The following is a 22,935-nucleotide window of genomic DNA, read 5'->3' on the forward strand; positions in this document are numbered from 1 at the left end:
GTATTACTGGAGTAATCTACAACTAATACATCATCCCCTGCTGCTCCATCTACTGTGTCAGATCCTAACCCGGTATTGATGGTGTCATCTCCACTACCTGTATTAAAGCTGTTATTAATCCGTTGACTGAGGTTAATGATATCGTTACCACTACCTGTTGTTGCACTAGTAAACCTTTCAATGTTGGTGTAAGTTGTTCCATCTGCTAGGGTAAAGTTTTTAATCGTATTACTTTCATCTATGGTTATGGCTGTGGTAACTGAACTGAGATTACCATCGTTAATGGTATCAATTCCTGCACCCCCATCAATAACATTAATTCCTGCCCCCCCAGTAATTACGTCATCTCCATTACCTGCATCAATAGTGTCATTACCATCACCCGCATTAATGCTATCGTTCCCATCTTCAGTATTAATGGTATCGTTCCCAGTACCTGCATTAATGCTATCATTCCCAGCACCGCTATTAATCGTATCATTACCACCACGTGCCGTAATGCTATCGTTCCCAGCGCCACTATTAATCGTATCATTACCATCCCCAGTAACGATGTTGTCATTAGCAATTGTTCCGGTAATTTGGAACCGTTCTATATTACTGAAATTTACTTGGTCACTGTTCCAATTGGTGTTGTAGTAAGCACGGTAATAACCATTAAAACCACCATTGCCATTGTTATTAGCCTCGCTAGAAATTCCACTGTAGGTATTACTGGAGTAATCTACAACTAATACATCATCCCCTGCTGCTCCATCTACTGTATCATTTCCTCGTAAGGGACTAATAGTGTCATCCCCAGAAGTTCCTGTAATGGTGTCATTCCCAGCAGTTCCGTCAAAATTCTGCTGCTCTACCTGAATAAGTTGCCCATTTACCGTAATCGTGGCGTGATCATCCTCAGCCTTCAAAGCTTGTAAAGTTGTAGTATCCAGACTGTTACCCTGTACTAAAGCGGCAAAAATCGCCCCTTCATCACCAGCACTATCACTGAGATTGATTTGAGCATCAATAAAATGCCCAATTTCCTCTAACAAAACTGCACTAATAGCTTCTGCTGTAGAAGTTGCGAGAAAATTAGCTGATAAATAAATCTGATTATTGCTACTGGCATAAGCCCCATTGGCATTGCCAAGAATGCTACTATCTAAAATCTCAATTTGCGGAAGTTGACTAAAATCACCAGATAGCCACTGTAAACGCAGAATTTCCGCACCGCTGCGGTTGTATTGTGTACCAAAAGCCGTATCAAATAAATTCCAGAAGTTGTCTAAATCGGCAAAGGTGCTGAGTTGGTTATATGTCAGCGTCAGGGCAGAGTTGAGCAAGGTATTCATGGATTTGATGATTTATTCCTATAGAAATAATGTGACACAAATACTTACAACTGTCAATCTCTACATTCATACTACAAATTATAATCAAGTTGTAAGCTACTATGCAGGTCAAGTTTATCATCCTAAAATAGTTAAAATCTTGATAACTAATACTTTAAATTGAAACCCAGCCTAGTTTAACACTTAGTTTATGTAAGTTAATTATAATACATTATCCCTAAAAAAATGGCAAATTAACAAAATTAAGGTAATTTTAAATTGTTTATATTCCCCAATTTTCAACAACTGTGAATCCTGTACTATTAAATTCCTGGGGTATTTTACAAACTATAGTCGCCAACTATGCGCTAGATAAGTTAAAGATGGAAATAACTGACAATTGACTCTCAAAGGTTGCTTTTCTCATGCTCAAAACAATCACCAGACTTGAATTTGAGAAAATTCCCCCGCTGTTGGGCAGTTTGTGTAAGTATACAATCACTACTTGGGCGTGATATTTCGTCTTGACATTTCGCAAAAATTAACCCAACTTGACTATTTAGCTGCATAGCTATTATTTATTTTAAATTTCCATGTCAACTCTCGTTATTGTCGAATCTCCCACAAAAGCTCGCACTATTCGCAACTACCTACCAAATGATTATCGGGTAGAAGCTTCCATGGGTCATGTTCGTGACCTTCCCCAGTCGGCCAGCGAAATTCCCGCAGCCGTTAAAGGGGAAAAATGGGCGCAGCTTGGGGTAAATGTAGAAGCTGATTTTGAACCGATTTATGTAGTCCCCAAAGATAAAAAGAAAATTGTTACTCAGTTAAAAGAAGCCCTCAAGGGCGTAAATGAACTGATTCTAGCCACTGACGAAGACCGAGAAGGGGAAAGCATTAGTTGGCATTTATACCAATTGCTCAATCCGAAAGTGCCGACAAAGCGCATGGTGTTTCATGAAATCACTAAGGAAGCAATTCAAAAAGCTTTGAAAGACTGCCGTACCATTGATGAGCAGTTAGTCCGCGCTCAAGAAACCCGGCGCATTTTAGACCGATTAGTAGGATATACTCTATCTCCGCTACTATGGAAAAAAATTGCCTGGGGATTATCCGCTGGTAGAGTGCAATCTGTAGCAGTACGCTTATTAGTAACTAAGGAACGTCAACGCCGAGCTTTTCATGAAGGGACATATTGGGATTTAAAGGCTAGTCTAGAGCAGGAAAAAAGCGCTTTTAGCGCGGTTCTGGTGACTCTTGGCGGTACGAAAGTTGCCACAGGCAGCGATTTTGACCCCACAACTGGTAGGATTACCGCAGGTCGCAATGTGGTCTTACTCAATGAAGAGGAAGCGGAAGCCCTAAAAGCCCGCCTAGAAGCGAAAACTTGGACAGTGACCGATATAGAAGAACGTCCAGTCACCCGCAAACCCGCGCCACCGTTTACCACTTCTACATTACAACAAGAATCTAACCGCAAATTGCGGTTGTCAGCACGGGATACAATGCGGGTAGCTCAGAATTTGTATGAGCAAGGGTATATTACCTATATGCGGACGGATTCCGTGCATTTATCTGATCAAGCGATATCTGCCGCCCGCGCTTGTGTAGAACAAAAATACGGTAAACAATATCTGAGTCCCCAACCTAGACAATACACAACTAAATCTAAGGGCGCACAAGAAGCCCATGAAGCGATTCGTCCCGCCGGTAGCAGTTTCCGCACCCCCCAAGAAACCGGTTTGACTGGACGGGAATTTTCTGTATATGATTTGATTTGGAAGCGCACTGTTGCTTCACAGATGGCTGATTCTCGCCAAACTCAAATTACTGTACAAATACAAGTTGAAGATGCTGGTTTTCGTTCTTCGGGTAAGCGCATAGACTTTCCGGGCTACCTTCGCGCCTACGTTGAAGGGTCGGATGATCCTGATGCTGCTTTAGAAGATCAAGAGGTAATTTTACCTGCTTTGAAAGTTGGAGATCATCCCCAATGTCATGAACTGGAAACCGTCAGCCATGAAACCCAACCTCCAGCCCGGTATACAGAAGCAACTCTAGTGAAAACTTTAGAAAGTGAAGGTATTGGTCGTCCTAGTACCTACGCCAGCATTATTGGTACGATAATTGATAAAGATTATGCCCAATTGGTGAATAATGCCCTAATTCCCACTTTTACGGCTTTTGCTGTTACTGATTTGCTGGAAAAACATTTTCCAGATATTGTTGATCCTAGTTTTACTTCTAAAATGGAGCAGACTCTAGATGAAATTTCCACGGGTGAGGCTCAGTGGCTACCCTACTTAAAGGAATTTTATCTTGGTGAGCAGGGTTTAGAAACTTTGGTTAAGGAACAAGAAAGCGAAATTGACGCTAGTAAAGCTAGAACTGTAGAATTAGAAAATTTAGATGCTAAAGTCCGTATTGGTAAATATGGTCCTTATATTGAAGTTACCAATGGGGAGGAAGTATTTACCGCTTCTATCCCTAAAAACCTGACTCCGGCTGATCTTAACCCTAAACAGGTGGAAATCCTGCTGAAACAAAAAACCGCAGGACCTGACCAATTTGGTCGTCACCCGGAAACTGGCGAACCAATTTATATTAAACTGGGTACTTATGGTCCTTACATTCAATTAGGCGATAAAAGCGACGAAAACCCTAAACCCAAACAAGCTTCTTTACTCAAAGGTGTGACCCCCGAAACTCTCACCCTAGAAATGGCTGTCGGTTTATTGTCTCTACCCCGTGCTTTGGGAACTCACCCAGAAACCGGTGGTAAAGTCCAAGCTAGTTTGGGACGGTTTGGACCCTATGTAGTTCATGACCAGGGGAAGGAAGGGAAAGATTACCGTTCCCTAAAATCTACCGATGATGTCTTGACAATTTCCCTAAATCGTGCCTTAGAATTACTCGCAGAACCAAAAAAAGGACGTTCTACGACTAAGAGTAAGTCTAAAGAAGCTTTACGGGAGTTGGGGACACATCCAGAAGATGATGCACCAGTTAGTATCTATGATGGTCCCTATGGTCCTTATATTAAACATGGGAAAACTAATGCCAGTATTCCTGAAGGTGAATCAGTAGAAAATATAACGTTGTCTACGGCTGTTGAATTACTTTCAGCTAAAGCATCTACAAAATCTCCACGCAAAACCACTAAATCAACAACTACTAGAGGGAAAAAAAAAGACGCAGCAAGTTAGATTTAGCAGCAGTTAGGCGGAATAAATTCTTGATCATGACTAATGATCAATAACTATTCCCTATCACCAATTACCCCATGACTAATTAAGGATGTGATAATCTAATAAGTAAGGCAAAACACAAAATTGAAATCTCGTGGTAGTAAATACCATACTTATGGGAATTTGTCAACCATAAGCAAGGCTAAAGTGCGATCATACGCCGGTTTCTGCCACCCTGTTAAATAAAATTGAGGTAGTATCTCAGGAGCGGTCAGTTTAATGGATTATATAGAAAAGGTACTGGAAAAGCTGAAAGAATTAGCTCGGAAGTTAATTGATAGCCTGCTAGGTCCGGAGGCTGAACCGGAACCGGAACTAGTTCCGATTCCTGTCCATGAACGTTCTATGCGCCGTCGCTAAAGTCCTGTAGGTGTGAGAGTTGAATTTACCAGCTTTAAGTATTCTTGTACTGCACGGGCCAAACCTAAATTTGCTAGGACTTAGAGAACCCGGAATTTATGGTTCTTTGACTCTGGCAGAAATTAATCGTTTGTTAAATTCCAAAGCTATGGAGTTACAAACACAAATACTACCCGTGCAGTCAAATCATGAAGGGGTTTTAGTAGATGCTATTCACGGGGCATTAGGATATCATCAGGGGATTGTCATTAATGCCGGAGCTTACACTCATACTAGTGTAGCTCTACGAGATGCGATCGCTGCTGTTAATTTACCTACTGTGGAAGTACATCTGAGTAATATTTATGGTCGGGAAGATTTCCGTCATCATTCTTATATCGCACCAGTGGTAATTGGTCAAATTAGTGGCTTTGGCGCTCAAAGCTATTTGTTAGGCTTGCAAGCACTGGTGTCTTATTTAAGGAAGTAAGAGGTCATGGGGAATGGGGAATAGGTAACAGGTAATAGGTAATAGGTAACAGGTAACAGGTAACAGGTAATAGGTAATAGGTAACAGGTAACAGGTAACAGGTAATAGGTAACAGGTAACAGGTAATAGGTAATAGGTAATAGGTAATAGGTAATAGGTAATAGGAAACAAGGGACAACGGACAACGGACTAATTGCCTGATCAAAATTATGCGTTATTCTTTGGTAAATCGGGTTAAGGGTAGTTTTTTGGGAGCTTTTTTAGGTGAGAGTTTAGCTAACCCGAACCGTTGTAATTTGGGTAAAATCGCCGTTTTGGGTACGGAAAGTTTAATCAGTTTGGGGAGGTTAGATGTAGATGATTGGTTAAAGCGTCAAGAACAAGCAGGGATTGAATTAGAAACAAATATTCACTCCTGGGGACAAATAATCTTCGCTACATTACCAGTGGTGATGTTTTTTCATGAAAATCTTATGAAAATGCGAGAAAATATCCTAGAAGTGCAAAGAATATTCATATTGAACCAACAACATAGCCCACTGATCACAGATGCTAGTTTAATCATAGGATATGCGATCGCTAAATCCCTGAACGAAAAAATTGACCCTCTCAACCTGATTTCGGAAATAGTTAATTTTTTAGATCAAACATCAAGTTCTTTACCACAACAATTAATAAAAGTCAATGATTTATTAAAAAAAGGAGTGGGACTAGAAACAGCAAGAAAGGAACTGAACAGTCCAGAAACATTAATTAACAATATTGGTTTAGCTTTTTACTGTTTTCTGAGTACCCTAGAAGATTTTTCCTTGACCGTATTCCGCGCTACGAAAAATCATGATTTTGCTCATGACTATATTACGGGTGCAATGGCAGGAGCATTATCAGGGGCATATAACAGTATAGTTGGTATACCAGTAAATTGGCAAATTTCCCCTCCATTCACTAACTCCTCACCATGGGGACTTGATAATTTTTCCCAAATGTTAGAATTAGCCGATAGAATGATGGCGGTGTGGTCTGGAGCATATAACTTTGGTGGTGATTTTGGCGAATTTACAAAGAAAGGATATACTATCTTTGCTGCTCCTAAGATTATACGTAGGCGTGGAAATGATATAGGATTACTATTTGATTTTTGAACAAAATTATGATTTAACCCCATTCAGGCCTTGGTTGAGAGACAATCTCAACTTATGTATTTGTTAGTATTAGTTAGCAAAAAAGTATCGGTTAAATGTAAACTGCTATCCCTCCCTAAGTTAAGCTGTTACGCAGCTAAACTGTATAATCAGAATATGGCTAGATATTGTGGTGGGGGCATACAACGGCCAAGCTCAGTACAAGTCCTGTCCGCTATAATTATACAAATTAAATGCAGTACAGCTGATGATCTAGCTTGGGAAAGGAGGATATATCTGGGGTATTTTGCGGAAGGAAAGATGAAAACGCAGCGATTTTTGCAGTCTTTGAGACAGCAATTAAGGCAATGGCAGGGACAGTATAAAGCGCTATTTCGTAAGGGAAAGTACCACCAGAAACTGCATAAGCATTTTTTCAAGAATATACTTCTGTATTTATCAGCAAATAATCATCAAGGAAAACAGGGAAAACACAGACAGACACAAAGATTAACTGCTAAATTAGTTACTAGAGAGAGTGGCATTGATACAGTTATTTTCAGGTGGGTACATCAAAAACGCTCCTCAACAATTTTGGTATTAGCAATATTCTTACTCACAAGTGTGATAGGAAGTGATTTTTATAACCAACCAAGAATGAAAGTTGGTAGTATTGCCTTACAAACATTTATTGCTCCCTATACGGATAATATTGAAGATAAAGAAGAAACAGAACTGCAACGGAAAGCAGCTATAGATAATTCTGCGCCAGTTTTAATGATTGATAATCAGATCAATCAGCAAATTCATGCACGGTTGGAAAAGATATTAGGCATAAGTAATGAAATTCGGTCAATAGTTGGTATTTTCCCTTTTTTAAATAGTTCAATTTTATCGCCTTATGTTCAAAGTTATCTGAGGTCTTTTCCTGAATTAGAATGGCAAAAGTTAATAGGAATTTTGGATAGTAACAGACAACAAAACACAAAAAAACAAAACTCCAAGCCGCAATTATCATTGTCCAATGGCGTGAGTGACGAGGCTGCTTTCTTGCAAGCATTATCAGAACTAGAAGCTTATCAATTTATGACAACAGAAAGTAATTTTTCTGCCCTGATTACCCAAATATCGCAAGTTAGAAAAAGATATAATCAAGGAATTGAGAAAGCATCACAAATAGAAACTGGTGAGGAAGTAAAACAAGTTTATACAGCACCTGTGCTTTTAGCCTTATCTGATAATGATTGGGCAAAAACACAGACGGGAATTCGTAAAAGTGCAGAACGAATTATTGCCCAAGGTATAGCCGCTGGCTTGCCCAAAAGTATTTTACATAATGCAGTTAGTTTACAGGTACAATTATCTGTGCCTAGTGAGGCTGAATCCTTGGCAAAAAAAGTATTATTGGCGGTACTGCAACCAAATCTTAAACAAGATATAGAGCAAACTAAAAAACAAGCTCAAATCCTAGCCAGAGAAATACCATCTGTAATGTTTCCTGTAAAAAAAGGCGAGATAATTGTTAGGAAAGGAGAGAAAATTACACAATTAAAATTTGAGATATTAGCACATTATCGTTTGATTGGTCATCAAGTGAATTGGCTGGGTTTAACAGTTTTAGTAGCGGTTGTCACCGTAGCTATTTGGGTTTTTGTCTGGTTAGAAAGAAAAAGTCATAACTATTTGCGACAACGCGATCGCTTATTAGTTTTATTACTTACTCTCACTGTCCCCGGAGTATTGGCTCTCGGTTTACCCTATACCACCTGGAGCGCCATTGGTTTATTACTAGGCAGTTTCTACGGACCAACTATAGGTGTAATGGTAGCAGGGTTACTGGCGTTAATACTACCAATTACAGTAGATACAAATATTCTAGTGCTGCTGGCGGGGGCTGTGGGCGGAATGTTAAGTGCTTATGTAGCTCATAGATTGCGATCGCGCGAAGAACTAGCATTATTAGGTGTTGTCACGGCATTAACCCAAGGTGGTATATATTTATTATTAAAAATCTTTACAGGTGGGGTATTTGGTTCAGGTTGGTATATCATCCAAGAAGCAGGTTTATTTGCTTTATCTGGTTGGGCTTGGAGTATTGTGGCTTTGGGTTTAAGTCCTTATTTGGAAACGCTCTTTGATGTCATTACCCCTATCCGTTTGGCAGAATTGGCTAACCCCAACCGTCCATTATTAAAGCGTCTAGCTACAGAAGCCCCAGGGACTTTCCAGCATACTTTATTAGTGGCCACCCTGGCGGAAGCTGCCGCTAAACAATTGGGCTGTAATGTCGAATTGGTGAGAGCCGGGACATTGTACCATGATATTGGGAAAATGCACGACCCCTTGGGATTTATTGAAAATCAAATTGGTAGTCCCAATAAACATGAAACAGAAATAAAAGATCCTTGGAAAAGTGCGGAAATTATTAAAAAGCACGTCACAGAAGGGTTAGTAATGGCCAAAAAACACAGTTTACCCACCGCCATTCAGGCTTTTATTCCCGAACATCAAGGAACAATGGCCATTGCTTATTTTTATCACCAAGCCCAACAAATAGCCCAGGAAAATCCCCAGATTGTAGTCAATAAAGCCGATTTTTGTTACGATGGACCCATACCCCAATCACGGGAAACAGGCATCGTCATGTTAGCAGATTCTTGTGAAGCTGCATTACGTAGTCTGAAAAATGCCACTCCAGATAAAGCACTCAATATGCTAAATAATATTTTACGGGCAAAATGGCAAGATGAACAATTAATCGCTTCGGGATTAACTAGGGAAGAAATGCCAAAAATTGCCCAAATATTTGTGGATGTTTGGCAACAATTTCATCATAAACGCATTGCTTATCCTAAGTCAAAAGCTGCTGATTCGTAATTAAGATGAAACTGTCCGGGCTTGAAGTATCTGTTAAACTAAAGATCAGAAAATAACAAAAGGAAGATTATGATGAGCGATCGTGATTATACCTTGATTATTGACAAAAGTGGTAGTATGTCCACACCAGACCAAGTGGGCGGTAGAACTAGATGGGAAATAGCCCAAGAATCTACCATTGCTTTAGCTAGAAAGTGTGAACAGTTTGATCCTGATGGGATTACAGTTTACGTTTTTTCCGGCAAATTTAAACGTTATGATGATGTGACAACAGCTAAAGTCTCCCAGATATTTCAGGAAAATGATCCAGCCGGTACAACTAACTTAGCTGGTGTATTGCAAGATGCCCTGAATAATTACTTTCAACGCAAAGCAGCAGGTAACACTAAACCCAATGGAGAAACAATTTTAGTGATTACTGACGGTGAACCAGATGATCGCAAAGCTGTATTTGAGGTTATTATACAAGCTACCCGACAAATGGAAAAAGATGAAGAATTAGGAATTTCCATGATTCAAGTCGGCTCAGATGCTCAAGCCACCAAATTTCTCAAAGCCTTAGATGATCAATTACAAGGTGTGGGAGCTAAATTTGATATTTGTGATACAATAACCTTGGATGATTTAGAAGACATGAGTTTAACTGATGTTTTAATGAATGCCATCACAGATTAATTAACGAAAATTACTAATATCTAATATCTGGAGAGTTTAGTCATGCTAGAAAACCGTGATTATACCTTGATTATTGATAAAAGCGGTAGCATGGCTACCCCAGATCAAAAAGGTGGAAGAAGTAGATGGGTCGCAGCACAAGAATCAACTTTAGCATTAGCAAGTAAATGTGAACAACTAGATCCCGATGGTATTACTATTTACTTATTTTCTGGAAAATTTAAACGTTATGAAAATGTGACATCTGCCAAGGTTTCACAAATTTTCAAAGAAAATGATCCTTCAGGAACAACAGATTTAGCTGGGGTTCTCAAACACGCTACTGATGATTATTTGCAACGCAAAGCAGCAGGTCAAACTAAACTCAATGGAGAAACAATTTTAGTAGTTACTGACGGTGAACCAGATGATCGTAAAGCTGTAATGAAGGTAATTATTGAAGCTTCTCGTTGTTTGGATAAAGATGAAGAATTGGCTATTTCCTTTATTCAAGTCGGTAATGATCCTCAAGCTACTCGCTTTTTGAAAATTTTGGATGATGAACTGCAAAGTGCAGGTGCTAAATTTGATATTTGCGACACTGTCACCATGGATGATATGGAAGATATGAGTTTATCAGAAGTTTTACTAAATGCTATCACTGATTAACAATAGATTCTCCAGGAATGACAAATATGGATTCCATTGATAAGCTATTAGCTGAAGTCAAAACTGAACATACAGAACCCAAAAACACGCCGCCACAGGCTAATTTAAACCCTGTGAAAGTGGTTTTACCTACTACGAAATCAGATGTATTAATAGATAAACTATTATCAGACGTACAAGCTGATTTTTTGGCAGCTAAAACCGAATATACACAATCTAACTCTAGAAATAGCTTACCGCAAATTCAATTAAATTCACCTCCTCCTAAGTCAGATGGATTTATAGATAACTTATTATCAGACGTACAAGCTGATTTTCTGGAAAAAGACGCAGCCGAAGCACTGCGAAAACAAGAAGAATTAATACAGGAGAAAATTCGTCAAGAAAAACTTAAAGCCAAACAAAGAGAAGCTTTAGAAAAACCCGCCCAAGAATGGTTAGCTAAATTAGATCCTTTATCATCAGAAGGATTATGGTTTGAGAGATTTGCTCAAGGTTATCCTACTAAATTAGCAGCAGCAATTGATTATTTACAAACTAATTCCTGAGTAAGTAAGCCCAATAAAACCGACTTAATCACTCTAGTTCTGATAGCTGGTCTGGTGTAGCCATACGCAATGCAGGATATGGAAATAAATTTTTAAATCCAGCCAAGCGTTCTCCTAATGATTCTGGTGCAATATTCCAAAGACTTTCATAATAGAAAAAAGCTACTCCCAGATCACGTTGTTGGACAGCGCGGACTTGAGATTGAATCTGTTGAATTGAGACTGGCTTAGTTCTTAAACCTGCCATAATTCCGATTCCAGTAGGAATTATTTGTTTAACTTCTTCTATTTCTGGACGGGAAAGCTTGGAGGTAAAACTATCTAAATTCTCCCGATAAACTTGCATGACCAACTCATCTACTATGTTTAATCTTGCCCAATTCAACCAATCTTGCAGTTGAAATTTGTAGGCATAATCATAGTAATTGGGAGAGATAGAAAAAATCATTTTTGGTTTTATCTGCTTAACTGTATTGTTCAGTCTCACCATAAATTCTGTAATCTTATTTGCTCGCCAATTTACCCATTCTGGATCTTTATAATCTTTGGGTGGACTTTTCTGAGTTTCTTTAGTATACAAGTCAACTGTATATTTATCATAGCCAAATTCATGGGGTAAACTGGTATGATCATCAAATTGAATACCATCAATATCATATTTATTAGTAAGTTCTACCAGCAAATCAATAATAAACTGTTGTACTTCTGGGTGAAATGGATTTAACCATGAAACTTCACCAGCAGCACTCACAGATGTTGTACCACCATCTTGTTTTTGTGTTAACCATCCTGGTTTATTTAATGCCAATTCAGAAGTATCAGGAGTCATAAATCCAAATTCAAACCAAGGAATTACCAGTAATTTTTGACGATGAGATTTATCAATTAAATCCGCGAGAATATCATGTCCATCTAGTCCTTTAAATACAAAAGGTTGAATTTCTAAATCCTTGGCTACTTTACTAGGATACATCACATATCCAGCATTCCAAACCACGGGATAGACAGTATTAAAATTGAGTTCTCTGAGTTGGCTTACAGCTTCTTGAACTTTAGCCCGATCTTTGAGAATATTTAAATCATTATTTGTGATCCACACACCACGAATTTCTTGACGTGGTACTTGGGCGTTAACAGGTGTCAAAGTGTTTACCCAAAAAACTGTGATTAAGGAAATTAAAAACCAAGACCGAAATAACGGTTTAAGTAATTTCTGTTGGAAATAGAGGAAAAAATTGTGGTAATTGACTTTCATTTTAATTTGAGAATATGGTAAGAAAATTAACTATATTAAAATTCCTTGATTCACAAGTAGATGTAATTCATGAATTACCCTGACATTTGTTATTTATAGGCAATTATATAGCATTTTGCAGATAAATGACCTAAGAATCTTGTTTTTGTTCTGAATCTTGATTCGCTCATTGGCCAATCACTCCAGAAAAAACATCACAAACATACCACAAATAGTCTAAAAATATATAGGGCTTGCTGAAAAAGTTGTCTGTGAGGGCAGGGAACTCTTAACTCTTAACTGGGAACAGTTTTAACTGTCTGGATATCCTCAATTTTCCAAATCCGACAAAGAAAAATGCAATTCATTTTGAGACACCATTAGCCAAAACCTGGCACTTTTTTGTGGTAAAAATCCGCGAAACCCTTTGTTAATAAATGGTTTTAGGTTTATATGGCTAACGCCACGCTACGCTATCAGCAAGCCTTATATTAGGGCATTAGGGCGGGCAAGATGCCCACCCCACAAGATTTTTATCATTAATAATTAGTAAAAATAATTAAAATAATTAGTAAAAATTATCACATTTAGATATTACTGTATGCCAATTATCCGCCTGCTTTTCGTTACACTAGTAGTGGTAATTTTTAGGTTTTGTGTTATAACCCTGTTGTGCAAATGAACTCGAATGAAAGACCACTCTATGGAACCAGATAAGCTGGCGCGAATAAAAGAGTACGGTGAATTTATCCTCCGCAAAATTGACTCCGTACCCCAACATCCTTCCCAAGATGAAGATTGGGTTCCCATTAGCCTTGATGATTGTCTGCTGCGGCTGCGAGAAGCCGCTGTGAAAACGGTAGAACTGGCAACCTCACCGGTGAAAATCGGTGTCATGGGGGAATTTAGTAGTGGTAAAAGTTTGCTGCTAGGGAGTCTCATTGGTTATGCAGACGCTTTACCCGTGAGTGAAAATCCCACCACTGGTAATGTCACCGCTATTCATATTCAAGCCCAGGATGGTTTTGCAACTACTCAAGTAGATAATTACACTGTAGAATATTTATCCCATGAAGGGGTAAATGAGTGCTTACACTTCATGCTGAAAGAAGCAAACCGTCGCGCCATATCCGCTGGTGTCACACCTTTGCAGGTAGATAAAATTAAGACTGGTAAAGATATTAGTATTTGGTGTGAGGAAGTTTGGAAAAGTTCCAATAATTTAGAGTTGCGTTATTTGCTGCGGGAGTTAGTGCTATTTTTGCGGGCTTATCAGGCTTATGGTGAGGCTTTATCCGGTCGCTTTTACCAAATTGATGGTATTACAGCCCGTGAAGGTTTACAACTGGCAGAAATGCCCCTAGCGATTCAATCTCTTAAATTTGAGGATTTACCACCAGCGCATATTCGCTTATCTAGTGCGCCGCAAAAATTAACTATTCAATTACTACGGAATAGTTTTCTCTTAATTCGTCGTGTTGATATTCAAGTGAAAATATCACGGGAAATTTGGGATCTCACAGGTGCGGAAGAATTTGTGCTGTTAGATTTTCCCGGTTTGGGTGCGGCTAATTCTGGAACTAGGGATACATTTTTATCATTGCGAGAATTGGCGCAGGTACAGACAATTTTAGTCTTACTTAATGGTAAATCACCAGGGAGCGATCGCGCCAATAAAATCTTTACCATGATGCAGCAACAACGCCCTGGACAAGACCTCAAGGATTTAATTATAGTAGGAGTGGGACGTTTTGATCAATTACCTTTAGAAGGTGAGGGAGGAGAAAGGGAACTGGATTTATTAATTGCTAATCAATCTGATGATCAACCATTACAAATAAGTACAGTTTTCCAAAAATTGAAAGTTCTAAAAACTATTATTGATGGCGCGGAAGCATTTACTTCTCAAAAAGACCGAATTGTTTTATTATCGCCATTATTAGGGTTAGCTGAATTAGCCAAACGTTCTAGTCAAGTTAAAGCTGGTTCTGCGGAATTTCTAGCGAATTTAGATTATCCAGATTATTTGGAAAAATCGAGGAAATTACAAGAAAAATGGGGTAATTTAAGCGCGGGTTTACTTGCCGGAGATAGTCGTAATCAGTTAGGAAGACAATTAGGTTATTTCGCTCAAGATGGTGGTATTAGTAAATTAAGAGAATTGATTCAAAGTCATGTTGCTAATCACGGATTAAAGCAATTATATGAAGATACCCGTCGGGCTGCTGATACGATTCGTCAACAACAAGAATATCTTCAAGAAATTCTTGCCGAAATTCACGAACAAGGTATACCTACAAACGATACTCCGGCTTTAATAGAATTAAGATCAGCCATAGAAAGTTTAGATAAAACCTACAGAAACTTTCAAAAAGATTTAGGGAAAGAACAACTCAAAGATAGAAGGGGAATTGTAGTTAGTGATGTGATTAAAGATGAACTAACTTTAAGAATTTTGAATTGGAATCAGTGGACATTATTATTTAATAAAATCCAAAATGGTACAATTACCCTAGCGGAATTTAAAGGTGCAGCCGGAAAATTATTTGATCGAGGAAATCGGGTGAATACCTCCCTCCCAACTAAGAGTGATGACTTTTATCCAGCCTTTGAGAAAACAATTAAAGAACTGGAAAACTTTGCGGGCGATCGCATTCGTCAAGCTGTGATAGACTTATTAAACTCATTAGCGCATAAAATCACCTTAGAACGGGAAAAACTACAAACCATTCTTCAGCCAGAAATGGAACAAGAAATTGAAGAAAAATTTGGATCTGAAGAAGCTGATTTATTTTATAAACTGTTATTAGGATGTGATCCTCGTCAATGGAAAGAAGCCATTATTGCTGAAATCAATAACCATGATCAAACTATCAACCCAGCCAGTATTTTTCCCCTAGCCAGACAAGATGAAAAACACAGTGTAGGACAAATATTTGATTGGTCTCCTGAGAAAAATCAAACCTCATCCAGAAGTGCTAATCATCAACTTTTTGTCTTGCGACTAAGAGATGAAATTACCGCTAGTGCTAATCTCCACTTAGTACAGTATGTCAGTGAAAGTAATCAGCACGTAAATATAGAAATCAATGGAATTTTAGACCAAATAATTCCCAGTTTGCAAAACCTTTCCAAACAAGAAGCACTACTAAGATATATTGCAGCTAGAGATTCACAAGGGGAACTAGCTATTCCCACCTGGTTAGACATTTTAGCAGATATTGCTACAATTAATGAAGCTGAATTATTTATTTATAGCAATCTCCCATAAGATCGTCGACTGCTTTTTCAAATTGTGTAAATAAATGATAAATTGATGTTAGGATTCGGGGATCTGACCTCATTAATTCTGCCTTATTTAATTTATCAGCATTCAGTGATCAACCATCAACTTAAATAAGGACCATTAAAAATGCCTGTGGAAATTCAGATTCCACCTAGTTTTAAATTAGGTGTTAGAGAAAACTCACAGTTGCATCTACCTTCGATTCAAATTGTTGCTGTTAATAGCAACATTCCGTACATTTCTCGAATTAACTGTATAGTGAGGGGGACACCAAATCAATTAGCAGCAAAAATTCAAAGAACCTATAGACAATTTCACTCAGCTACACCCAAACAAATCATTAATATCTGTCAATTAGGACAAGATATATGTCAATTAGATTCACCTTTAATAACATTAGTTGACTGTAGCTTAAAGGTAATTGTTGAATATTTCGACTCTGACAGTGCAGGAAAACCAAACTTGTCTATATCTAAACATATATCCGCCGAATGTGATCTTTGGTTTATACCCAACTTACAAAAATCACCAAATTCATTTACAGGAAATCATCAAGCCATGAACAATTCGCAGTTTGACAGCTATCTGAATAATTTAAGTCAACAACTGAGTGAAAAACTCAACGAAAAACAAAAGAAAAGATTTCCTGGTTGGTTAGCTTTAGATTTTGGTACTTCTAACTCCACAGTTACACTTTTTGATCCCATTGAAGTCCCCATTGCGGAAATTTTACCCAAAGAACAAGAACTGAGATTAAGACAACGCATGACTGAATGGTTAAATTCTCCTCCAGATTTAGCCTTAGTAGATGTTAGTGCTAGTGAGTGGGAAAAGTTCCTAGTTGATATTAGCAAAAACTTACAAATACAACCAGAACAATTAAGTGAGATTTTTGAAAGTGATCACAAAGAATTATTTTTAGAAGCCATTCGACAAATTGAATTATGTTTAGGAACAAGCGATAGATTTCGTCGGGCTGTTAGTAAAAAACTTTATGCTATATATCATGAAGTTTTTCGTGTTCCTACATTAGAATCACAAAATTTAATTCCCGTAATTTTAGATATTGACCGACGCAATACAGAAATTCCCAGTGAAATGGAAGTATCGCAATTAATCCCATTAAAACTACAGATGGGTAGAGACGCAAGAGATAACAGAAAAAAAGCAATAGCCCAGGGAACAACTGTTTCAGTCAAAGAAATTATTAGCAGATTTCATCATTCACCCAAACGCTATTTTGGACAAGATCGATCTTTCCCAATTATCCTAGAAAACGAAGAAGAGAATATTCAAGTTAATCGCCTAATTCAAGCAGCTTGGGCGCAATTAATTGAGTTAACAGAAGATTATCGTCAACGGGCTAGACGCAGGTTTTCTGAAGGCGATTTTTTAACAGCAGTTGTCACTTATCCCACCGTAGCCCCGCCAATAGTTCGCAAAGAAATTAAGCAACTGGTACAAGAATTAGGTATTGATGATGTACAAACAGCTTATGATGAAGCGGTTTCTGTCGCTATCTTTTTTCTGTGGCGAGAATTTGGCGGTAATCTGAATATTGGCATTGAATCTTTCAAAACTCGTTGTCGTCAAAATGGGAATAAATGGTCACAAAATGTTCTGGTTTTAGATATTGGTGGTGGTACAACAGACTTAGCTTTAATTGAACTTACCCTAGAAGATAAAACTCCATTTTTTGCAGATAATGAAGATAGAGGTTTAGGAGGACGTTACTATAAATTAACTCCTAAATTATTAGGTTCTTCAGGACATTTACAACTAGGTGGTGAATTAATTACATTGCGAATTTTCCGCCTATTAAAAGTCGCCATTTCTGATTTTCTTCTCACCGCAGTCACTACAGGTGACATTGAAAGTGATAAATTAGAAGACTTAATTAACTCCGAATTAAACGAACGTTTTTTAGAAGACGGAAAATTTCAAACCGGTAGTTTATTAAAATGTATAGATAAAGAAAATCCCGAAGGTGACGTTGCTTTTAAAGATGCCCTAGATACAGCCGAAAAAGTATTACCAACTCGCTGGCAACAAGCACCTCAACGTCTGCAAACCTTTTACACTTTATGGGATCATGCCGAAGCGGCTAAACTCAAATTAGGACAAAAACAACCCAAGGATGGTTCTTTATTAACCTTCACTTTAAATGAACAACAAATAGGCGAACTTCTGGCCCAAAGTTCAGTTAAATTTCAAGTGAGAAGCCCTGAATCTATTTCCTTAACTTTAGATAATCAGCAATTTGAACGGGCTATCATCTCATCTATTAAAGAAGCAATTGGTATTGCTAAAGGTTTAATAGAAAGTCGTCTCAATTCAGAACCTAATCAAAAAGTAGATTGGTTAATTCTATCTGGAAAAACTTGTAATCTTGATTTAGTTCAACAACAAATTTACGAAGAATTTAGTAAATCACCATATTTTGTTTGGAACCCAGAACGGATTACTTTTGTTTTAGAATTTACAAAACTTGCCACCTCCGCAGGTGCTTGTTATGCCGAAAAATTGCGCCGTTTTCGATTTGATCCTGAAGAATCTAAAAATCTGTTACGCAAGGGCGCAAATCAATTAGAAATTGATGTTAAAAACCTGTTTTATTATCTTCCCTGTAACTTCAAACGCAAAACCCAAAGTAACGAACCATTAGCCATTTTTAGTGCTGGACAAGAACTATATCAACTTGCACCTTTAGACACTGTTGCTAAAGTGCGGACACCTTGGCAGGGTATACAATTAACTAATATTATCCATCGTCAAGATTATGAAAACGGAACTTTTCGCCTGTGGGGAAGTTTCGATGGTAAAATATTAATGGATAAATTGGGCATGGAAGAACAGGAATTTCTCAAAAAAATCAAAATCCAATTTGAGATTGATCAAGCTTTACAATTTAGTGTTTTACTATGTCGAGGTAATCCCCATTACTTAATAGATGTACCTGGTATTAACATTAATTCAGTTATATCTCCGCCGGAAAATACTTTATTTAATGATGGTAATTTAAAATGGAATATAGCCATAGAAAACCCTCAGCATAACTTAAATGATGGTGATATTGCTGTTAATGTTTTAGAATCAGCCACAGTTGATCAACCTCATGCTTATCATTTAGTATTTGCAGTTGATAATAATGATAGTAAGACCATGGAAACATTTCATTATTTACAAGATGGTGTCAAAGAACCAGGAACAGGATTAATCAGTAAACCTTTACCACCATTTCCCCAAAGTGGTCAACATACCTTTTATATTTATCAAATTGATAGTCATACAAATACCAAAAAATGGCTGCGAATTGGTACACTGCATAAACCCGATATGATCACAGATTATCCTTGTCAATATCATGTAACTCTTGATCATGCAGGAATATTAAGAATACACGCTGGTGCTGTTCCTTATTGGACATCTAATCATCAACAATGTCTCGAACAAGAAGGATGTGTTTATCGGACAGAATTGGAATTACAACCCAACGAAGTTGATAAAGAACGTGATCCATTTTGCGGTATTCATTAGCTTTAATTCCGTAGGTTGGGTTGACGCAAGGAAACCCAACATTATTAATCATTTAGTTGTTTTTTTGCTGGGTTACGCTGTGGCTTAAAAAAACCTACATTTTCTATTTTCATCCTCGTCAAATTATGCAGAATTTACATAAACTACTCAATACAGAAAACTCAGAATTAGCCAAAATATTGCGGTTTAATTTATATGGATTAGTCGCAATTTTAACCCAAGCAAATCAAGAATATCCCATTGATCCGGGAATAGGAATAAGTGAAGAACTTCTACAAGAACTTGATGAATTATTACAACATACCCGACTTATTGAAGAAGTTGAGGATCTAGGGGAATTAAAAGAATCTCCATTAATAAACGACTTAAAATTATTCAAATTAAAAGCAGCTTTTAATAACGATCCAGAATTAAATTTTTATTTAGGGACTTCTCCAATTCAGAGTCAAAATGATGGGGAAATATGGAACGAAATTCAGAGAAAATTGCTGCGAGTTCCCGAAGATCTAGCGATATTTTGGAGAGAAATTGCTTTGAAAACAGCGCAAGAATTAGGTGCAATTGTAGATCATGAAAATCTTGAAGAATTACCATTTTTCCGCGATGAAATTATTTATCCGGGGTTGAATGGTACAGTTAAAGCCAAAGGACTATGTTTATCTCAAAAGGCTTTACTAAATTCAGAAATTACCCAAAATCATCTTTCTGAAAACTTATATTCAATTGCAGGATTTTTACTTTTATATGTTAAATTTATAGAAATAGATACAGACTTACATCATGCTTTAAAAAGTGTTTTTAGCTTCGATGTAGTTTCTTTAAATTCCAAATTAGAACAACGTCATCAATATATTGACGCTTTAAAAGATCGCTTTTACCGTATCCAAAAATATAGTGAAAATATTGATATAATTGTAGAATTATGTGCCTGGATTGACATAGATGAAGCTATTAATTCTCTAGTATTTATCCCTCCTGCTGAAAGTTATTCCTGGTGGGGAAAATTACAAAAAGAATCCCGTCGTATCCTGAGAAAAGCCGCTGATAAAGCGATAAAAGCAGGTAATGAAGTGAGAATCAAACAATTATCAGGACTGTATGCTGATGTTTGTGAGTTTTCTAAAGATGACTTGCAATTAGATTGTGGTGGTACTCCGGGAGAGGTATTAACTTGTTTGCGAGTCTATGCCAAAATCAATCAACAAGAGTATCCAGGAAGGGTGATATTTCGGACTTTACGCTAGGATGACTAAACAGTTAAATAAAATTTACTTTCATTTATTAATGTATAATCCAGATATTGACCTCCTCTTTGCGCCTCTGGGTGAGCCATATTCACTTAAAATACAAAAAAAATAAAAAATAAATAAACTTTAAGCGATCGCTCCCAAGTTCCCACATCACGCTATCATCAAAAACAGTGGAAATCAACTCTCAGCATCTACCATGACGAATTTTTCAATGGGTATCAAACCCTCGCAGCGATCGCCAAAAATGATAAAGTAAATAGTATTCTCGGATAAATATTTTAATATAAGGAGAAATCAATGGAAGGTAAAAGATTTATTCATAAAATCAAATTACAAAACTTTCTTTCCTATGGAAGTGAGGGAGAAGAAATAGAACTACAACCATTAAATGTGTTAATTGGTCCCAATGGTTCTGGTAAGTCTAATTTAATAGAAGCTATTGGATTGTTACAAGCAACACCAGGCAATTTAACTGCTCCTATTCGGGAAGGAGGAGGTGTTAATGAGTGGCTTTGGAAAGGTGAAAAAGGTATTCCCACAGCGGAAATTGAAGCAATCATCAATTACCCACAAGGAATAATGCCTCTACGTTATAAGCTGGGGTTTACTATGGTTAATCAAAGACTAGATATAGTAGATGAAGTTGTAGAAAATGAACATCGAAACAATGAAGAAGCAAAAGATGTATATTTTTTCTACCGCTATCAAAATGGGCGACCTATTTTAAATGTGAGAACTATTCCTGATGGACAAGCAGGTACAGAAACAGGTAGAACTCAACGTCATTTGCGCCAAGAGGAAATTAGTCCGAATCAATCCGTTTTATCACAGAAAAAAGATTTGGATTCTTATCCAGAATTAACTTATTTAGGCAATGAATTTTCTAAAATTCGTACTTATAGAGAATGGAATTTAGGAAGATATACACCACCAAGAATGGCGCAACCTGCTGATTTACCTATTGATTTTCTAGATGAAGATGCTAGAAACTTAGGTCATGTTTTAAATAATTTAGATTATGCAGGAAAAAAACCAGAATTACTCCAGCATTTACAGAAATTTTATCATGCAGTAGAGGATATTACAGTTAGAGTAGAAAGTTCAACATTACAGGTATTTCTGCGGGAGAAAAAATTGGTTTCGGCAGTTCCAGCAACCAGGCTTTCAGACGGTACACTGCGTTATTTATGCTTATTAACTATACTATGTCATCCCAGTCCACCACCTTTAATTTGTATTGAAGAACCAGAATTAGGGTTACATCCAGATATCATGTACATCATTGCTGAGTTACTAATTCAAGCTTCTCAACGCACCCAATTAATTGTGACTACCCATTCCGATGCTTTAATTACTGGTTTAAGTCAATATCCTGAATCTGTGGTAGTTTGTGAACGTAATAATCAAGGCTCTTATCTCAAGCGTCTTCAACCTGATAGATTAAAAAAATGGTTAGAAAAATATACTCTTGGCGACCTTTGGCGTATGGGTGAAACTGGAGGAAATCCCTGGTAATGGAAATTTACATTTATATTGAGGGTGCGGGAAATGAAGATGATACTGAACTAATACCTAGACAACGCCCTGGGTTTCGTAGTGGTATCATCAGTGGAAAAGAAACAACTAGAAGTTTAAGTCCTGGTTTTTATAGTTTTTTCCAAGAACTCTATGATATTGCTGAGATAAATGATATTAAAATTAGGTTGATTATGTGCGGTTCTCGCGTTAAGGCTTATCAAAGTTTCAAATGGGGATTAGAAGATCATCCAGAAGCTTTTAATGTTTTATTAATAGATTCTGAATCTCCTGTCTCTCCTGATGATACTCCTTGGGAACATTTGAGAAATAGAAAAGAAGATCAACCTTGGATTTTAGATTCATTGAGTTTTAATGATGAACAATGTCACCTGATGGTACAAACTATGGAAGCATGGTTTGTTGCTGATATTGATGCTTTAAAAAATTTCTATGGGGAAGGATTTAGAGAAGAAAAAATTATGCATGAGATGGCAAAATGTGAAAATCTAGAACAAGTTTCCAAAGATACGTTATTTCAATGGCTAAAAGCAGCAACTCGTAACTCCAAGCAGGGTACATATACTAAACAAACTAAACGCAATCCTATTCATGCTTTAGAAATTTTAAAACGTCTTGATGCAAATAAAGTTCGTCAAGCTTCCCCCTATTGCAATCGCATTTTCACAACCATACAAGCAATAATGGATGTATCAACCAATAACCATAACTAAAAATAAACACATCAAACCTCACCCTTTCTGCGCCTCTGCGCCTCTGCGTGAGCCATATTCACTCTAAAATACAAAAAAAATAAATAAACTTTAAGCGATCGCTCCCAAGTTCCC

At 37.4% G+C, this 22,935-nt stretch carries 14 protein-coding genes; 12 read left to right on the forward strand and 2 right to left on the reverse strand.

Going from position 1 to position 22,935, the window contains the following annotated elements; translation table 11 throughout:
• Positions 1 to 1,337: calcium-binding protein (locus H6F62_RS12690; protein ID WP_277878594.1), on the reverse strand; the 1,337-nt coding region annotated here is incomplete at its 3' end.
• Between the two features lie 572 nt (positions 1,338 to 1,909).
• Here H6F62_RS12690 and topA point away from each other — a divergent pair.
• From topA to H6F62_RS12725, 7 genes are all read left to right on the forward strand, one after another.
• Positions 1,910 to 4,525, forward strand: coding sequence for a type I DNA topoisomerase (gene topA, locus H6F62_RS12695; protein ID WP_190372199.1), 2,616 nt, complete (start codon positions 1,910 to 1,912; stop codon positions 4,523 to 4,525).
• Between the two features lie 421 nt (positions 4,526 to 4,946).
• Positions 4,947 to 5,396, forward strand: coding sequence for a type II 3-dehydroquinate dehydratase (gene aroQ, locus H6F62_RS12700; RefSeq protein ID WP_137908284.1), 450 nt, complete (start codon positions 4,947 to 4,949; stop codon positions 5,394 to 5,396).
• A gap of 209 nt (positions 5,397 to 5,605) precedes the next feature.
• A complete protein-coding gene (locus H6F62_RS12705; RefSeq protein ID WP_190372200.1) occupies positions 5,606 to 6,538 on the forward strand; it encodes an ADP-ribosylglycohydrolase family protein in 933 nt (310 codons plus the stop codon).
• A gap of 300 nt (positions 6,539 to 6,838) precedes the next feature.
• Positions 6,839 to 9,394 carry an HDIG domain-containing metalloprotein gene (locus H6F62_RS12710; protein WP_190372201.1) on the forward strand — a complete coding sequence of 852 codons (2,556 nt, stop codon included), beginning with the start codon at positions 6,839 to 6,841 and terminating at the stop codon, positions 9,392 to 9,394.
• A 69-nt stretch (positions 9,395 to 9,463) separates the two neighbouring features.
• Positions 9,464 to 10,069, forward strand: a complete 606-nt coding sequence (locus tag H6F62_RS12715) for a VWA domain-containing protein (RefSeq protein WP_028083158.1) — start codon at positions 9,464 to 9,466, stop codon at positions 10,067 to 10,069.
• 42 nt (positions 10,070 to 10,111) lie between these two features.
• Positions 10,112 to 10,717 carry a VWA domain-containing protein gene (locus tag H6F62_RS12720; protein WP_137908280.1) on the forward strand — a complete coding sequence of 202 codons (606 nt, stop codon included), beginning with the start codon at positions 10,112 to 10,114 and terminating at the stop codon, positions 10,715 to 10,717.
• Positions 10,718 to 10,743: 26 nt separating this feature from the next.
• Positions 10,744 to 11,265: a hypothetical protein gene (locus H6F62_RS12725; protein WP_306420221.1), complete on the forward strand. Its 522-nt coding sequence runs from the start codon at positions 10,744 to 10,746 to the stop codon at positions 11,263 to 11,265.
• Positions 11,266 to 11,293: 28 nt separating this feature from the next.
• On the opposite strand, the gene H6F62_RS12730 is transcribed toward H6F62_RS12725, so the two are convergent.
• On the reverse strand, positions 11,294 to 12,520 hold the full coding sequence (locus tag H6F62_RS12730; RefSeq protein ID WP_137908279.1) for a glycoside hydrolase family 10 protein: 1,227 nt from the start codon (positions 12,518 to 12,520) through the stop codon (positions 11,294 to 11,296).
• A 682-nt stretch (positions 12,521 to 13,202) separates the two neighbouring features.
• Here H6F62_RS12730 and H6F62_RS12735 point away from each other — a divergent pair.
• From H6F62_RS12735 to H6F62_RS12755, 5 genes are all read left to right on the forward strand, one after another.
• Positions 13,203 to 15,770: a dynamin family protein gene (locus H6F62_RS12735; RefSeq protein ID WP_137908289.1), complete on the forward strand. Its 2,568-nt coding sequence runs from the start codon at positions 13,203 to 13,205 to the stop codon at positions 15,768 to 15,770.
• 141 nt (positions 15,771 to 15,911) lie between these two features.
• The gene (locus H6F62_RS12740; RefSeq protein ID WP_190372202.1) at positions 15,912 to 19,322 is read left to right on the forward strand and encodes a virulence factor SrfB; all 3,411 of its coding nucleotides are present in this window, start codon (positions 15,912 to 15,914) and stop codon (positions 19,320 to 19,322) included.
• 125 nt (positions 19,323 to 19,447) lie between these two features.
• On the forward strand, positions 19,448 to 20,566 hold the full coding sequence (locus H6F62_RS12745; RefSeq protein WP_190372203.1) for a hypothetical protein: 1,119 nt from the start codon (positions 19,448 to 19,450) through the stop codon (positions 20,564 to 20,566).
• Positions 20,567 to 20,869: 303 nt separating this feature from the next.
• Positions 20,870 to 22,087 carry an AAA family ATPase gene (locus tag H6F62_RS12750; RefSeq protein ID WP_190372204.1) on the forward strand — a complete coding sequence of 406 codons (1,218 nt, stop codon included), beginning with the start codon at positions 20,870 to 20,872 and terminating at the stop codon, positions 22,085 to 22,087.
• A complete protein-coding gene (locus H6F62_RS12755) occupies positions 22,087 to 22,821 on the forward strand; it encodes a DUF4276 family protein (RefSeq protein WP_190372205.1) in 735 nt (244 codons plus the stop codon). The genes H6F62_RS12750 and H6F62_RS12755 overlap by 1 nt, the downstream gene beginning before the upstream one ends.
• Positions 22,822 to 22,935: the final 114 nt, after the last annotated feature.

Source organism: Anabaena sp. FACHB-1391 (assembly GCF_014696755.1).
Lineage (GTDB): Bacteria > Cyanobacteriota > Cyanobacteriia > Cyanobacteriales > Nostocaceae > Dolichospermum > Dolichospermum planctonicum.

Bases quoted from the DNA above. Each gene is read 5' to 3' on its own strand.
- topA (WP_190372199.1), top strand. From the start codon at position 1,910: ATGTCAACTCTCGTTATTGTCGAATCTCCCACAAAAGCTCGCACTATT.
- H6F62_RS12705 (WP_190372200.1), top strand. From the start codon at position 5,606: ATGCGTTATTCTTTGGTAAATCGGGTTAAGGGTAGTTTTTTGGGAGCT.
- H6F62_RS12710 (WP_190372201.1), top strand. From the start codon at position 6,839: ATGAAAACGCAGCGATTTTTGCAGTCTTTGAGACAGCAATTAAGGCAA.
- H6F62_RS12715 (WP_028083158.1), top strand. From the start codon at position 9,464: ATGATGAGCGATCGTGATTATACCTTGATTATTGACAAAAGTGGTAGT.
- H6F62_RS12720 (WP_137908280.1), top strand. From the start codon at position 10,112: ATGCTAGAAAACCGTGATTATACCTTGATTATTGATAAAAGCGGTAGC.
- H6F62_RS12725 (WP_306420221.1), top strand. From the start codon at position 10,744: ATGGATTCCATTGATAAGCTATTAGCTGAAGTCAAAACTGAACATACA.
- H6F62_RS12730 (WP_137908279.1), bottom strand. From the start codon at position 12,520: ATGAAAGTCAATTACCACAATTTTTTCCTCTATTTCCAACAGAAATTA.
- H6F62_RS12735 (WP_137908289.1), top strand. From the start codon at position 13,203: ATGGAACCAGATAAGCTGGCGCGAATAAAAGAGTACGGTGAATTTATC.
- H6F62_RS12740 (WP_190372202.1), top strand. From the start codon at position 15,912: ATGCCTGTGGAAATTCAGATTCCACCTAGTTTTAAATTAGGTGTTAGA.
- H6F62_RS12745 (WP_190372203.1), top strand. From the start codon at position 19,448: ATGCAGAATTTACATAAACTACTCAATACAGAAAACTCAGAATTAGCC.
- H6F62_RS12750 (WP_190372204.1), top strand. From the start codon at position 20,870: ATGGAAGGTAAAAGATTTATTCATAAAATCAAATTACAAAACTTTCTT.
- H6F62_RS12755 (WP_190372205.1), top strand. From the start codon at position 22,087: ATGGAAATTTACATTTATATTGAGGGTGCGGGAAATGAAGATGATACT.